12 protein-coding genes are annotated in these 15,184 nt (G+C 71.1%); 4 read left to right on the top strand and 8 right to left on the bottom strand.

The genetic code is table 11. The features are described from left to right. The first annotated feature begins 282 nt into the window (after positions 1 to 282). Entirely contained in the window at positions 283 to 1,503 is a 1,221-nt protein-coding gene (locus ACFRCG_RS01630; protein ID WP_380027563.1) for a hypothetical protein, read from the top strand. 183 nt (positions 1,504 to 1,686) lie between these two features. Here the strand turns inward: ACFRCG_RS01630 and ACFRCG_RS01625 are convergent, their stop codons facing one another. The 6 genes from ACFRCG_RS01625 to ACFRCG_RS01600 all read right to left on the bottom strand — a co-directional run bounded on the left by ACFRCG_RS01625 (position 1,687) and on the right by ACFRCG_RS01600 (position 9,083). Further along, on the bottom strand, positions 1,687 to 2,340 hold the full coding sequence (locus ACFRCG_RS01625) for a DUF5825 family protein (protein WP_380027561.1): 654 nt from the start codon (positions 2,338 to 2,340) through the stop codon (positions 1,687 to 1,689). After that, positions 2,330 to 4,246 (bottom strand): RiPP maturation radical SAM C-methyltransferase, encoded by a 1,917-nt coding sequence (locus ACFRCG_RS01620; RefSeq protein ID WP_380027559.1) that lies wholly within the window; start codon positions 4,244 to 4,246, stop codon positions 2,330 to 2,332. Before ACFRCG_RS01620 ends, ACFRCG_RS01625 begins: the two co-directional genes overlap by 11 nt. Positions 4,247 to 4,251: 5 nt before the next feature. Continuing rightward, positions 4,252 to 6,018 carry a DUF692 family multinuclear iron-containing protein gene (locus ACFRCG_RS01615; protein ID WP_380027557.1) on the bottom strand — a complete coding sequence of 589 codons (1,767 nt, stop codon included), beginning with the start codon at positions 6,016 to 6,018 and terminating at the stop codon, positions 4,252 to 4,254. Further along, on the bottom strand, positions 6,015 to 8,042 hold the full coding sequence (locus tag ACFRCG_RS01610; RefSeq protein ID WP_380027555.1) for a B12-binding domain-containing radical SAM protein: 2,028 nt from the start codon (positions 8,040 to 8,042) through the stop codon (positions 6,015 to 6,017). Before ACFRCG_RS01610 ends, ACFRCG_RS01615 begins: the two co-directional genes overlap by 4 nt. A 25-nt stretch (positions 8,043 to 8,067) precedes the next feature. Next, positions 8,068 to 8,235: a hypothetical protein gene (locus ACFRCG_RS01605; protein WP_380027553.1), complete on the bottom strand. Its 168-nt coding sequence runs from the start codon at positions 8,233 to 8,235 to the stop codon at positions 8,068 to 8,070. A gap of 62 nt (positions 8,236 to 8,297) precedes the next feature. Then, positions 8,298 to 9,083: a Stf0 family sulfotransferase gene (locus ACFRCG_RS01600; protein ID WP_380027551.1), complete on the bottom strand. Its 786-nt coding sequence runs from the start codon at positions 9,081 to 9,083 to the stop codon at positions 8,298 to 8,300. Positions 9,084 to 9,362: 279 nt separating this feature from the next. On the opposite strand from ACFRCG_RS01600, the gene ACFRCG_RS01595 reads away from it, so the two are divergent. Continuing rightward, positions 9,363 to 10,307: a carbohydrate-binding protein gene (locus ACFRCG_RS01595; protein ID WP_380027549.1), complete on the top strand. Its 945-nt coding sequence runs from the start codon at positions 9,363 to 9,365 to the stop codon at positions 10,305 to 10,307. A 107-nt stretch (positions 10,308 to 10,414) separates the two neighbouring features. Continuing rightward, positions 10,415 to 10,948 (top strand): 2,4'-dihydroxyacetophenone dioxygenase family protein, encoded by a 534-nt coding sequence (locus ACFRCG_RS01590; RefSeq protein ID WP_380027547.1) that lies wholly within the window; start codon positions 10,415 to 10,417, stop codon positions 10,946 to 10,948. 74 nt (positions 10,949 to 11,022) lie between these two features. On the opposite strand, the gene ACFRCG_RS01585 is transcribed toward ACFRCG_RS01590, so the two are convergent. Both ACFRCG_RS01585 and ACFRCG_RS01580 read right to left on the bottom strand, forming a co-directional pair. Then, on the bottom strand, positions 11,023 to 11,514 hold the full coding sequence (locus tag ACFRCG_RS01585) for a peptidylprolyl isomerase (protein ID WP_380027545.1): 492 nt from the start codon (positions 11,512 to 11,514) through the stop codon (positions 11,023 to 11,025). Positions 11,515 to 11,780: 266 nt separating this feature from the next. Beyond that, a complete protein-coding gene (locus tag ACFRCG_RS01580; RefSeq protein WP_380027543.1) occupies positions 11,781 to 12,290 on the bottom strand; it encodes an NUDIX domain-containing protein in 510 nt (169 codons plus the stop codon). Between the two features lie 261 nt (positions 12,291 to 12,551). On the opposite strand from ACFRCG_RS01580, the gene rph reads away from it, so the two are divergent. After that, entirely contained in the window at positions 12,552 to 15,152 is a 2,601-nt protein-coding gene (gene rph / locus ACFRCG_RS01575) for a rifamycin-inactivating phosphotransferase (protein ID WP_380027943.1), read from the top strand. The last annotated feature ends 32 nt before the right edge of the window (positions 15,153 to 15,184 follow it).

The raw sequence follows: 15,184 nt of genomic DNA, 5'->3' as shown, positions 1-15,184 counted from the left end.
GGCTTTCAGTCGACTTTCGATCACGATCTACCTCCGAATTTCCCGTCGGATACCAGGACGGTTTTCACCGTAGGACACCGATCCCGGGCATGTCGAGCCTCGAAAGGGGAAATCCGATCGGCGCCGGTCGCATCCGCCGGCGGCTTTTCGGCAAACGGTCACGACGTAACGACCGGAGTGTTGATGTCCCGAATGAATGATGCCTTTCCCATATGGGATCCCGAGCGTGATCTGATGGCCATATCCGGCGTGCCCGGCTCTTCAGGGCCTTACGCACGGCTGGTGGGGGCGGCCTTCGAGAGGGTGGACGCGGGCCTGGGGGCGCAGCGGGCGTTGAAAGCGGGGGCCCTGCTGCCTGCGGTCTCGGTGTTGGAGCGCAAGGCGGAGCGAATCCTGCGCCGCCGAATCCTCACGGTGGTGCAGTGCCTGGAGCGTGTGGTCGAGCGTTATCGCGACGACCCCCCGCTGCGGGACTTCCTGGAGGTGCCGGCGGTGTTGCACCGGTGGATCATGCGGCACGACCGTCGGGAGCGACCTCGGGTGGACTTCTGTCGGCCGGACCTGGTCGGCGCGGATCTGGGTTCGGTACGAGTGTTGGAGTTCAACCCGAGCAGCCCGGGAGGTGTCATGGTGACGGGCACGGTCAACCGCACGTGGCGGCGATCGCCCGTGGGGGACGTCCTGGCCGAGTGGGGCGTTCCCGACGCGCCGATGGAACAGCCGTCCTGGTTCGCGGACTGGGTACTCGCCCACGGTCGTGAACGCGGCGTTCCCGACGAACGGACCAGGCGGATCGCGCTGATCCGCGGTCGGCGCCAGTCGCGGTTCGAAGTCGACGTGATGCGGGCCCAGTTCACCGCGCGGGGCCGTGCGTTGATCCCGGTGGACGCCGACGACGACGCCGCCCTGTCGAAGTTCGCGTTGGCCTACCTCAAGCACGTCCCGGCCGACGCCGCCGAGGTCGAGCGGTGGGGCGTGTTGTGCGCACGGTTGACCGCCGGCGACCTGGTCGCGCCCAATGCGTTGGCCGAGCGCTGGGTGGCGGAGAACAAATTATGCCTGGCCGTGATGTCCGATCCCCGGTTCCGGCACCTGTTCACCCCCGCGCAGCACACGGCGCTGCACGCGCTCGTGCCCTGGAGCCGCAAACTCGGCGACGGCGTCTCCGTGGCCGAGGCGATCGCCGGTCGTGTCGACCTGGTCGTCAAGGCCCCCTATGGATTCCGCGGCCAGGCCGTACACATGGGGGTCGACACGGACCCGCACACCTGGACGGATCTGCTGCGAGATCCGGCGCGCCGGGGGTGGCTCGTCCAGGAACGTGTCGCGCCCTCGCGCGTCGACACCGATGGGGGGCGATATATGCGCGACCTGAAGGTCGCCGTTCTGCGTGGGCGGGTGATCGGCTACGGGTCGCGAATGGGCCGTAACCATGTCCTCAACGGAGCCCTCGGCAGCGCGATGGCCGCCGTGTTCGCCCCACACACCCTCGACACGCTCTGAGGCCCGACGACACCCGAACGTACAACTCCGTCAGTCCTTGCGGCCCGTCGCCTCCACCATCCCGCCGACGCCGGGCGCCACGACCACCACCGGCGTGTCTGCCCCGGCGGTGTCGCCGGCCACGGTAGTCGGCGCGGGGCGCGGCCTGTGCGCAGGGGCCCGCCCCCGGGGCCACGGCTCCGGTTACGGCGGTCCCGTGCCGTGGGGGCTGTGGCGGACGCGGTACGGGGTCCACCACACGTATCGGCCCACCCGGTGCAGCAGGCCCGCGTCGTGGTAGCGCGCGGTCACCGCTTCGGTCAGGTCCGTCGCGGCCACGCCGCGCAGCAGCGGCTCGATGACCTGTGCGTAGCGGGGGTTGCGGATGACCAGGCGGCGGAGCGGGTCGGCGCGGTGGTCGCGGACCTCGATGAAGCCGGGGCCGTGGCGGTAGCCGAACTTCGCGGGGCGGAAGTCGGCGCGCCAGGCTGCGGCGAGGTGGTCGCCGTCGCCGTCTCCGTCGATCACGGTGGTCGGCGGGTGCAGGTGGCCGAGCGGGCGCCAGTCCCAGGGCCCGGCGGGCGGGCGGAGCGTCCAGTCGACGGCGATGCCGTGCGCGGTGAGTTCGCGGACGACCACGAGTCCCGCCACGGCCGCGGCGCCGGTCCCCCCGTCGGACAGGTCGATCGCGGCGTGCGGCCGGGCCAGGCACGCACCGCTCGCGGCGAGCCGTGCGACCTCGTCCAGGGGGTCGCCGGCGACGTCCGCCTCGCCGAGGTACATCCCCGGGATCCGCATGGCCTCCGGGTCGCGGTCGCGCCACAGGGCCAGCCGTACCGGCGGGAGGTCAGTGCTCATCGGCGGCCGATGTGGGCACGAGCGGTGCGCTCCGTCGCGCCGTCGGCCGCCGAGGCCGGATCGGCGCCGGGTTGCGCGCGGCCGGCGCGACCTGGACGACCTCGCCGCCTTCGACGAAGACCACGCCGAGCGAGCGCCATCGGGTGAGCAGGTCCTCGACGGCCGCCGCGGTGACGCCGTCGAGGCGCGCGGCGGCCTTGCGCAGCAGCGCCGCCGGGCTGTGCGGGGTGTCGAGCAGCCGGAACACCGTCGTCTCAACCGGGTCGACGAGTTCGAGCAGGCGCCAGTCGAAGCCGGGTCGGGTGTCGACCAGGACGATATGGTCCCCGAGGTCGTGATGGGTGAGCCGACTGCGCGGACGCGCGGCGATCCAGTCGGCGATGGCCGGCCGCAACCGGTCCAGGCACGCCGCCGAGATCCCGCGCCGGGGCACATCGAAGATGTAGACGAGATCGGCGAGTTCCGTCTCGGGCAGGTCGTAGATGTGCCGGTAGTGCGCGGCCGGTCGGGGTGGGCCGAAGCCCAGTTCGGGCCGGTCGAAGTACGGACTGAAGCGCTCGACCTTGACCCGGGTGGCACCGGCGGGCGGCATCAGGTGGTGCAGCGCGGGCAGTTGCTCGATCACATCGTCGTAGTCCTCGTCACTCTCGCCGGGAAAACCGTAGAGGTGGTTCCAGCTCACCTCGATCCCGACCGTCTCCGCGTCGCGGAGCAGCCGCACGTTGCGACAGGCCGTCACGCCCTTGTCCATCAGCCGCAGCACCTTGCTGCTCAGGTTCTCGATCCCCGGCTGCACGTGGCTGATCCCGGCCGCGTAGAGGGTTTCGAGTTGGTCCCGGCGCAGGTTCGACTTGATCTCGTAGCCGATCCGCAGGTCGTATCCGGACTCGGCGAGGCGCGGCGCCATCGAGCCGAGGTAGGCCATGTCGATGATGTTGTCGGTGACCCACACGTCGAGGATGCGGTGTCGTTCGACCAGGGCGAGGAGCTCGGCGACGAACCGGCCCGGGTCCTTGCTGCGGAACTCCATGAACGAGCCGTTGAGTCCGCAGAACGTGCAGTGGTGCTTCGCGCCCCACCAGCAGCCGCGCGAACTCTCGACGACGAGCCGGGGTTCGACCCAGGAGCCCGCGGTCGACCTCGCGTGTCGTTCGAAGTAGTCGCCGTAGTCGGGCGCGACGAGCGCGCCCGGAGGCAGCGGCGCGGCCTCCATCGGGTTGACCACACACGCGCCGTCCGACGTGCGCCAGCACAGGCCCGCGATGTCGGCCAGTGCCTTCTCGTCGCGGTCGCCGTCGATGGTGGCGGCGAGCAGTTGTGGAAACGCGGCCTCGCCCTCGCCGCGCACGACGGCGTCGACGTACGGGAAGTTGCGGTGCAGGGCGGCGCCCTGCGGGCCGTCGCAGTTCGCGCCGCCGAACACGGTGAGCGTGTGCGGTGCCAGCTCCTTGACGGTACGCGCCGCCGCCAGCGTCGCGGCGTTTTGCGCGAACGTGGTGGTGAAGCCGACCACGTCCGGCGCCTCGGCGACGATCCGGGCGGCGGTCTCGCGCACGAACCCCGGCGCGAGTTCGTGCAGTTCCAGCGCCCTGGCGGTCGTGCCGTCGGGCACTCGACCGGCCAGGCGGGCGGTGAACTCCGGTACCTGCCAGCGTGGGCGGTCGTTCAGCGCGGCCGAGAAGATCCATTCGCTGAGCCCGGAGAAGTAGGAGTTGGCGCAGAACTCGTATTCCTCGGCGGTGAAGCCGGTGTGCGCCACCAGCCAGTCGACGTAGTCGAGGTTGGCGTGCACGACCTCGACGTGGGCGTCGGGGAAGACGTCGAGGACGCGGCGCCGCAGGATGCCCAGAGCCAACGACGGCATGTCGATCGACGACCACGGCATGTCCACGAGTACCACGCGCATGTCGCTCACCAGCGCCCGCGCCGGCTCAGCGCGGCACGGGCGGCGTCGCCCGCGGGGGTCGGGGTGGTCTCGAACGCCGCGGCCACCCGCGCGGAGACCGGGCCGTGCGCGAGTCCGGCGGGAGTGGCGAAGTACGCGTAGAGCGTCGTTTCTTCCGGGGGTCCGGCCACGCCCGGGCCCCAGCCCGCGATGGCCGCCCGGGTATACCGGCGCAGCGCCGCGTGGCCGCGGTCGGTGCGCACGACGCCCTCGACCCCGATCAGGAACGAAAGCGGCTGCTCGTGGCAGAGCGCGGTGAACAGGGAGAGCATCAGCTCGTGATCGACGGTCTCGCGCACGGTCGTGGCGGTCGCCTCCGGCAGGTCGAGCAGGAATCGCGCGAACGCCTCCTCCACCGACAGGCCGGGGCCGAGGTGGGGGACCAGCCGGAAGGCGCCGAAGTGGGTCGAGGTCAGGAACCCGTCGAGCAGGTCGGCGTCGCCGTGGCCGGCCGCGCGGAGCGTGTGCAGGCTGCGCGCGAACGAGCCGGCGAGCCCGCCGTCGCGACCGAGCCGCCAGATTCGGGAACGGAACCTGCGTGCGGCGGCTTCGAGTTCGTCGAGTTCGACGGTCTCCAGACACTCCAGCTCGGCCGGATTCGTCGCCACCTCGGCGGCGCCTTCGTCGGTCAGGCGGGCGCGCAGGTCGCGGTCGAGCAGGAGACGCATGAGCAGGTCGGCGAGTTGCCCGCCGGTCAGCCCCGTGCCGGTCGCCGGCCGGGCGGAGGTCGGCTCGCGCGGTGGCGCGGAGGTGCCGACGAGGCGGTCGTCGCCGCGCCGCCATGCGTCGGCCAGGTCGCGCAGCCGCTCGAAGTTGGGCCGGGACCGCTCGACCAGGCGGCCGTCCTCGCGGTACATCGGGTCCTCGTAGCTGACCCCGAGCAGGTTCGGGCAGCGTGGCAACAGGTATTCGGTGAGCTGTAGTTGCTCGTCCAGGAGTACGCCGTGGTGCAGGTCGCGGAACTTGCCGCCGACGATCTGGCAGCCGGACAGGTGCAGTTCGCGGCAGCGGTCGAGGGGTAGCGCCTCGATCCCGTCGAGCATGTGGCGGCCGGTGCGCCCGCGCAGCCACTGGTAGCTGAGCAGATGGCCGACGTCGAGGGTGACCCACACGTCGGCGTCGTCGGCCAGCCTGGCGAAGTACTCGAACGCGTCGAGGCCGCCGAGGTGGAAGGATCCGCCCTCGGTGAAGCCGGGGAACTCCACGTGCAGCGGCGCGACCAGGCGACGGGCGGTGTCCGCCGTGTTGGCGGTGGCGATCTCCAGGCCGCGTTCGGTCAGCGGCGGCGGCAGTGGATACGGGAGCGGGCAGCCGCGCAGGCTCCAGATCCCGAGGTCTTCGACGACCCAGGACAGGTCGTGGCGGGCGGTGAGTTCGTTGGTGAACTCGATGGTGGGGCCGCGGTCGTAGCGCTCGGGCGAGCCCATGTTCAGCTCGGTCTGGTGCAGTGCGCGGCGGGTCCCGGCGGGCGGTTCGGCGAAGAAGCGGTCGTAGGCGGGGGCGTAGTCGGCCATGCGTACGGCGGCTCGCGAACGCGGTTGGAACGAGGGGCAGGCGTAGGCGAAGTCGTGGCCGTGGCGCCGGAGGAACGCGCGCACGCGCGGCGAGATGTCGCCGCCGTCGGGCGTTTCGACGAAGCCGATGCCCCGATTGCCCAGGGTGCCTCCGCTCCACGGCATGTCCATGACCAGGCCCAGACCCAGCCTGGTCGTGGTGGCTGACGTTGGTGTCACGACGGCCTCCCGGCGTACTCGACGTCCGCCTCGGTGGTGGTGCCCGGATGGGGTCGGCCGGCCAGCGCGCCGACCAGGCGGCCCAGGAGCAGCCGGCCGCGTGCGGTACGCGCGGCGAGCAGGCCGTCGGCACGCCGCACGACATCGCGGCGCGGCAGCGCGTAGAAGCGTTCCCGAACCAGATCGGCGATGGCGATCCGGTCGTGGACGCCGTCGAGTTCGGTGGGGACGATGCGCACCCACGGGTGTGGCCCGACCAGTTCGGCCTCGCGCGGGCCGGTCCCCGCCGCGCTGCTCGGGGGCGAGAGCCGGCCGGCCCGGCCCGGGGTGACCGTGCGGAAGACCCGCTCCAGTCGATCCAGCGCCTCGGCGCGGGCGGGGCCGCCGCCGACGGCCATCGGATAACCGACCCGGCCGCCGAGGTAGTTGAGTTCCGGATTGCCGGTGAGCGGCCCGGAGGTGTCCAGCGCCAGGCCGAAGTGCTCGGGGTGCCGGGCGAGCCGACTGCCGGGCTCGGCGATCAGCAGTTCCAGCGCGTCGATGCCGATCCGGTCCTGGTTGTCCGTCAGGAAACGCAGGGATTCCTCGAACTCGCCCGGCGTCTCGTCGAGGACGTGCCCCATCACCGACAGCCGCATGGTGATGCCCGCGTCGGCGAGGTTGTCGACGATGCGCTGGTAGTCGGCCGCGCGCACGCCCCGGTCCAGCAGGTCGAGCAGGCGCTGCGCGGTGCCCTCGTAGCCGATGGCGATCTGCGCGCAGCCGAGGTCGGCCAGCTCGCGGCAGAACTCCGGGTCCAGCAGGCCGGGTTCGAGCCGGGCACGGACATCGAAGCGCACCCGAACGCCGCGGGCCCGGGCCAGCCGCATCGCCCGGGCGATCAACCGGAGGTTGGTGTTCTCGTCGGCGATCGCGACCAGTTCGGCGCCCGTGTCGCGGACCACCGACTCGACGGCGTCGGCCAGTTGCGCGGGGGTGCCCTGCTGGTAGCCGCCGCGGGCCAGGGAACGATTGCCGTAGGAGCAGAAGGCACACCGGCCCCAGTAGCAGCCCACGCAGGACACGATGGCCAGTTGGGTGGTCTCCGAGAGGTAGGCGTGGATCGGCAGATCGGCGAAGTCGGGCGGGCCGAGGTCGCGGAACCGCAGTCGTACCGGGCGTGTCGAGCACTGCGCGGCGCCGTCGGGCGAGAGCCAGGTCATGCCGGGTACGTCGGCCTGTGCGCCGGTCCCGTCCAGCGCGTCGAGCCAGCGTTCCAGCGGCTCCTCGCCCGCCGTGTGGCACAGGGCGTCGACGGTGTGGCGCACGCCGGCGAGCGCGGCCAGGTCCTGGTGACGGAGCATCACCTGCTGGCCGCCGAGGCAGACGTGTGTGTCGGGTCGCAGCCGCCGCACCCAGGCGGCGATCAGCAGCGCCGGTGCCAACTGGCTGAAGAACGCCACCGACAGACCGACCACGCGGGGGCGGTATCGGGCCAGCAGGTCCACGACGTGACGGTGTAGCCGCTCGACCGCGACACCGGACGCGGCGGGCGGCGCCTCGGCGGCCACGCGCACGGCGTCGTCGAGTCGGCCGAGGTCGCGCCAGGTCCGGGTGAGGAGCGTGTCGCCGACAAACAACTCGACGGCGTTGCGCGCGAGCCGAAGCGCGTCGAACGCGGCGGGCGCGTGGGGCAGTCGGGGCTCGTGAAGCTCGCGCGGCACGTCGGCCGGTCGCTTCGTGACCCGGGCGCGGATCTCGCCCGCGTGCCGGACCACGACGTCGGCCATGGCCTGCCGGTACCAGCCGTCCAGACCGGTGCCGCCGCGGGCCGCGACCGCGGCGTTCAACGTCTCCGGGTGTCGCAGCACGTCGTGCACCAGGCCGATGTTGAGATCGGCCTGGTGCACGCGCCGACCCCGACGCCGCAGGTGGCCGGTCAGGTAGGGCAGGCTCAGGTACGGGAAGAACCTGGCCTCGGTCTGCGGCGGAAAGATCAAAAGGACGTCGACCCGATCCCCGCCGCCTGCCCGTTCGGACGGCACATTCCCACCTCGGCAGTCCGGGGTCTCAGACGGAGACGTCTTCCTCGTTGTTCGCCGCAATGTAGGTGTAGGAGTGGTAGGCCCCACCGACCTTCAACTCGCTGGTCTCGATCACTTCGAGGTCGTCGAGTTCGGCGAACTCTGCCTCGTCGGCGGCGGTTTCGACCGTCACCTCGGGCGGTGCAACACTCATGATCCCTCCCCTGGCGCGCGATGGTGGCTGACGCCTTCACGGTAGCGGTGTGGGGTGGTGTGTCAACAGCCGTACGGCAAAAGCAAGTTGCGCTCGGCGGGGTCGGCCTCGTCGAGAAAGCGGATGACCCAGCGGCTCGTCGTCTCGTCGGCCTGGCGCGCGATACCGGGCGCGGGAATACGCTCGGGCGCCTCGACGCCGAGAAAGGCCAGACACCCCCGCACGCCGTCCTCGTACTTCGCGAGCAGGTCCTCGTAGACGACGACGTGGGGTGTGACGCGGTGGCGGTCGAAGTACCGCGCCCAGGTCGCCGCGTCGTGATCGAGCATGCGCAGGTGCCGGCGGATGCCGTCGTGGTCGTAGCGCGGGGTCGAACTCGCCCGCCCCGTCGGCAGGTAGGTCCCGTCGACGATCCACACGCCGGTCTGCTCGGCCACGGTGTACGAGATCGCCTGCCGCAGGCGGTCCCGGCGCACCATGTGGATGTAGCGCGGCGCGCACAGCAGTTCGTGCGGGTCGACCTCCAGGGCGGCCAGGTGGCCGGCGTGCACCTTGATGCCGAAGACACCGTTGGGGCTGGTCCGGCACCGCGTCAGGGCGCGGACATGGGCGGCGGGCAGCCCGTCCGGATCGTCGGCGTCGAATCCCCAGCGTTCGAAGTAGTCGAGGACGTGGGCGTCGGCCAGATAGTCCTCGGGAAAGCCGGCCACCCCGGTATGCCACAGCGCACGGGCAAGCATGTTGCTGCCGCAGCGCGGGCTCGACGCCAGCACGTAGCGCACCGGCGGCGGGCCGGCGAACACCGGGAAGTCGTACTGCTCGCCGTTCGTCGAGTATCGCAGCGCCACGACCACCACTCCCGCTCCTCGCCACCGTCCCGAACAGCCCTACGACCCGCGGCTCTTGTGATGCTATCGGCAGATGTGATTACCCCCGGAGCGGAACCGTCCCCTACCTTGAGGCCGTCCGACCGGAGCTGTACGAGAACGTCCCGCTCGACGGTGGTTGGTTCGGACCCTGCGGCGGTGCCCGTCCTCCGGTTCCACACCCCTTCCCCCCTCCCGAGGAGACGCATGTCTCGTCGCGTCACGCCACGCTTACGTCCCCGCCCCTTCCCCATCGGCCTGGTGACCACTCTGGTCGCCGCGCTCGTCGCCTTCCTCGCGCTGGCTCCGGCCGGGCCCGCCGGCGCGTCCGGCTCGCGGCCGTCCGGCGCCGTTCCCTCCCCCACCGCGCCGCACCGAGGGGTCGTGGCGCAGACCTCCTCCGACACGCCGACTCCCGGGCGCGACCGGGCCGTTCAGGCCTTCGTCGAGCAGCGCGCCAAGCTGCGCGCGACCCTGTCCGGGGACTTTGCGAGTACCCCGAACGACGCCGCGACCGCCGCCTCCGGCGCGAGCCTCGCGCCGACGCACAACTTCTGGGGCGTCTTCCCGCAGGCCGGCACCCACGACGGCATCACCGCGACGCACAGCGTGGATCCCTCGTACAAGGTGAGCAACTCGCAGAACTTCACCTACGCGCCGACCACCAAGGCACTGAACTCGTGCATGGAGGTCGTCACCGCCTACTGGAGCCAGGGCGCCGAGATCTGGGCGTGGGACTGGTGCGGCACCAGCGGCCCCGCCAAGACCGTGAAGGTGGACGCCGCGTTCCTGGCGAAGTACACCACCACCGTCAACGGAATCACGTCCTACAGCGTGCAGTTGAGCAAGGACGCGACCTCGGGCAACGCGTGGTCGTCGTTCCTGTACAACTACAAGACCCAGGCCTGGGAGTCGCTGTTCCGCTCGTCCGGCACCGACCAGAGCGCACTGAACTACGGCTGGGACATCTTCGAGATCTACGCCACGGTCAACCCCGCCACCGGTAAGGGCTACTACTGCACCGAGGCCCGCAATACCACGTTCGACAGCACCGACATCAAGCTCCGCCGGGGCGGCGCGTGGCAACTCGCCACCCCCACCGACTCGCCGTGGACCAGCACCAACCCGCGCGGCAGCGACTACCTGTGCCCGTCGCTGACCTTCACCCGAGCCGCCCAGAACCATCACTGGACGGTGCACCCCTGATCGACCGCACGACCGCACGACCGAGCGCCGGACGGGTGGTCTCGACCCTCGTCCGGCGCTTCGCCGGCGCCACGCGCCACCGCGTCGTTCCACGATTGGACATCGAGATGCCAGAGGACCCCCGCGGCGAGTTCCGGAAGGAACTCGGGCCGCTCGAGAACTCGTTCAAGCCGGACGCCCTTCCCGAGGTCTACCTGCCGCGGGTCGCCACCGACGACGACCGCTACTACGCGCCGTTCACCGAGACGGTCGGGTCCCGCCCGCTGTGGATCAACGTCAAGGACAACTCCTGGTGCGACATCCTGCGCGCCAAGGAGGCCGGCCTGATCAACCGGCACTATCACCCGCACGAGGTGTTCGCGTACACCATCTCCGGCAAGTGGGGCTACCTGGAGCGCCCGTGGACCGCCTCCGCCGGCGACTTCGTATACGAGGCCCCGGGCGAGGGCCACACACTCGTGGCCTACGAGAGCGACGAACCGATGAAGACGATGTTCATCGTCAAGGGTCCGCTCATCTGGTTGGACGAAAACGGCGACACTACCGGCTACTTCGACGTCCACGACTACATCGCCCTGTGCCGCCGGCACTACACGAAGGTGGGCCTGGGCGCCGAATACGTCGATGCCCTCTTCCGCTGAGCCCCCGGACCACGTCCGCCGCCGCCCCCGGTCGGGGAGGCGGAGGCGGAGATGCCGGGCGCTGTGCGCGGTGGTCAGACCAGTCGCGCCGACACGATCGTCACGGGCTCCACGGGCACGTCGCGGCTGCCGTTCCTCGACGTGGTGGGCACGCCCTCGATGGCGTCCACCACGTCCTTGCCGTCCACGACCTTGCCGAACACCGCGTAGCCCCAGCCGTCCTGACCGGGATAGTCGAGGAACTCGTTGGCGGCGGCGTTGATGAAGAACTGCGCACTGGCCGAGTGCGGATCCGACGTGCGCGCCATCGCCACCGTGTACTTGTCGTTGCGCAGACCGTTCTTGGCCTCGTTCTCCACCAGGTTCGGCGCCGGCTTCCGCTCCATGTCCGCGGTCAGGCCGCCGCCCTGGATCATGAAGCCCGGGATCACCCGGTGGAAGATGGTGCCGTCGTAGTGACCGGCCTTGACGTAGTCGACGAAATTCGCCACCGACTTCGGAGCCTTCGACTCGTCGAGCTCCAGGGTGATGTCCCCGCTCGAGGTCCGCAGCAGTACTTTGATCATCCGGCCATCGTACGCAGTGCCGAAGCCGCCGTCGTGTACCGACGCCGACAAGGGCCGCCGGCCGGCGGCCCGCGAGGGCGCGCACGCCACGCCCCCGTCCCGAACGGTCCGCCCGCTACCGGAACATGCGGTCGGCACTGGTGGCGCCCGGTCGCGGCGGCCCCCTTCTTCGGCTCCGCGCACGTGTCCCGGGTGGGTTCCACGCGGTTGCCGAACCCGTGGGTGATGTCGGTGTCGCCGTAATCCAGGCGTCCGAGGCGGCCCGGTCAACGCGGGCGCACGTCGGGAGCGGTGCCCTGATGCAGATAGGCGGTGGTCCCATCGGCCAGTGCCGCGGCGCACGCCCGCAGGCGGCGGGCCATGTGGGGAGCCATCAGGATGTCCCACTCGGCGGGGCGCGCCAGACGCCAGTTCGCGAGTTCGTCGCCGGCCAGGCGGATACGTGCGCGCGCCTCGGTCTCGGTGACCGGTCCGCCGTCGAAGAGGTGATTCGCCAACGCCGGCCGGCCGTCGGGTTGCGCCGGCATCCAGTCGACGACCAGGAGACGCCCCGGATGGAGGTCGAGGCCCAGTTCCTCCCGGACCTCGCGGCGGGCGGTGTCCCAGGGGAATTCGCCATGCTCCATGGCGCCGCCGGGGATCTCCCAGTGGCCGTCGCCGTACCGGGGCTCGACCAGGAGGATTCGGTCCTCGGAGGCATGGAGGATGGCGCCGGCGCTGCCGATGTGGCGGGGCAGGGTGGCGTAGTACTCGGCGGGAGGGAGGGGGTGGCTCATGGCGGCAAACGTAGTGAGTCGACGTGGCCGCGAAACAGCGAAGGCAAGGAGATTCCTCTCCCTGCCTCTCTCAACTTATAGCGCACCCGGGGGCTTGCGGCAAGGCCCCCGTCGCGGCGCAGAATCGTCCGCCGTGGCCACTGCCCGCGTACATGGGAACGACGACAACGAGGGATGAGCGTGCCCGACAACAGGTTCGACGACGCCGGCGGCACCGGCGATGCGGCGGCACCGGAGCAGGACTGTCTCGGAGGTATCGCGGTGATCGACCGCTACGTATCGGATCTCGGCGGGATCGACACGACGATGGTCCCCCTCGTCGGCGGCAAGGCCGCGCACCTGGGCGCGCTCTCCGGGATCGAAGGCGTCCACGTGCCGGCCGGCTTCTGTGTGACCACGGACGCCTTCCGGCGGGTCCTCGCGGGGGCGCCGTCGCTCGACGAGTCGCTGGACCGGCTGTCCCGCTCGAACCCCGACGACCGGGAGGAGATCCGCACGCTGAGCACGGAAATCCGCCGGACCATCGAGGAGATCGCCGTCCCGGACGACGTCGCGACGGCGATCACCGGCGCGCTCTCCCGGTTCGGTGAACAGGCCGGCTACGCCGTCCGATCCAGCGCGACGGCGGAGGACCTGCCGACGGCCTCGTTCGCCGGCCAGCAGGACACGTACCTGAACGTGGTCGGGCCGACGGCGATCCTGCGGCATGTCGGCCGGTGCTGGGCCTCGTTGTTCACCGAACGGGCGGTGGCCTACCGTCGGCACAACGGCATCGACGACCGTGCGGTCCACATGGCCGTGGTCGTCCAGAGGATGGTCTTCCCGTATGCGGCCGGCGTCCTGTTCACCGCCGACCCCGTGACGGGCAACCGCGGGGTCGCCACCGTCGACGCCGGCCCGGGTCTGGGCGAGGCGCTGGTCTCCGGCCTGGTGAACCCGGACGTCTTCACGGTGCGCGACGGCGAGATCGTCGCCAGGACGATCGCCGCCAAGCGGCGCGCCCTCCACGCCGTGCCGGGCGGCGGCACGCACGAGGTGGCGATCGACCCGGACCGGCGGCGGCAGCCGGCGCTGACGGACGCGCGGGTGTTGGAACTGGTGCGGCTCGGGCGGCGGATCGAGGCGCACTTCGGTCGGCCGCAGGACATCGAGTGGTGCCTGGACGACGACGGCTTCCGGATCGTGCAGAGCCGGCCGATCACGACGTTGTTCCCCATTCCCGAGAGCGACGACCGGGACAACCACGTCTACGTCTCGGTCGGCCACGGGCAGATGATGACCGACCCCATGAAGCCCCTGGGACTGTCCGTGTGGCAGCTGACGGCCATGGCCCCGATGTCCACGGCCGGCGGGAGGTTGTTCGTCGACGTCACCCGCCGCCTGGCCTCGCCCGCGAGCCGCACCGCGTTCCTGGACCTCGTCGGGCGCGGTGATCCGCTGGTCAGGGACGCGCTGGAGACCGTCCTCGACCACGACGGCTTCGTTCCCTCGCTCCCGGACGCGGGTCCGCCCGAGCCGCTGATCGTCGCCGCGGCGCCCACTGCGATCGAGACGGACCCGGCCATCGTCACCGAGCTGATCGAGCGCGGCCGGACGTCCGTCGACGCCCTGCGGCGCGAGATCCGGGGCAGGTCCGGACCGGCGCTGTTCGACTTCCTGGCGGAGGCCTTCGCGGAGCACAAGCGGGCCCTCGGGGATCCGCTGAGCCTTCGGGCGATCATGGCGGGGATGGAGGCCACGTGGTGGCTCAACGACAAGCTGTGGGAGTGGCTGGGCGAGAAGAACGCGGCCGACACGCTCACCCTGTCCGCCCCCGGCAACGTCACCTCCGAGATGGGCCTGGCGCTGCTCGACGTCGCCGACGTGATCCGCCCGCACCCGGAGGTGGTCGCCTACCTGCGGGGTGTCGAGGGCGAGGACTTCCTGGACGAACTGCCCAAGCTCGCGGGCGGGGCCGAGGCGCGCGACGCCGTGGAGTCCTACCTCGACCGATACGGCATGCGCTGCGTCGGCGAGATCGACATCACCAGGCCGAGGTGGCGCGAACGCCCCGCCACACTCGTCCCGGTGATCCTCGACCATGTGAAGAACTTCGAACCCGGCGCCGCCGAACGGCGGTTCGAGGAGGGCCGGCAGCGGGCCCTGGCGAAGGAGCGGGACGTTTTGGCGCGCCTGCGAACCCTGCCCGACGGAGACCGAAAGGCCGACGAGACCAAACGTATGATCGACCGGGTCCGCACCTTCATCGGATACCGGGAGTACCCGAAGTACGGCATCATCACCCGCTACTTCGTCTACAAGCAGGCCCTGCTGGCCGAGGCCGACCGCCTCGTTCGCGCCGGCGTGCTGGCCGATCGGGAGGACGCCTACTTCCTCACGTTCCGGGAACTCCACGACGTCGTGCGCTCGCACCGGGTGGACGATCGGCTCATCCGGGAACGCAAGGACGCGTTCCGGTCGTACCACGCGCTCACCCCGCCCCGGGTGCTCACCTCGGACGGCGAGGCCGTCAACGGGTCCTATCACCGCGACGACGTGCCGGCCGGTGCCCTGGTCGGCCTGCCGGTCTCCGCCGGCACCGTCGAGGGGCGAGCCCGGGTCGTCCTGGACATGGCCGAGGCCGATCTCGAGGCGGGCGACATCCTGGTCACGGCCCACACCGACCCCAGCTGGTCGCCCTTGTTCGTCGGGATCACGGGCCTGGTCACGGAGGTGGGCGGCCTGATGACGCACGGCGCGGTGATCGCCCGGGAGTACGGCCTGCCGGCGGTCGTGGGCGTGGACCAGGCAACCCGGCTGATCCGCGACGGGCAGCGGATCCGGGTCCACGGCACCGACGGCTACGTCGAGATCCTGTCCTGACTCCCGACCACCGCGCCGGGGGAATCCGGCGC

This window comes from Embleya sp. NPDC056575 (assembly GCF_042793325.1).
In the GTDB taxonomy this organism is placed as follows: domain Bacteria; phylum Actinomycetota; class Actinomycetes; order Streptomycetales; family Streptomycetaceae; genus Embleya.
Note: the sequence above shows the minus strand (reverse complement) of the source record. Positions and strands in the feature narration are given on the sequence as shown.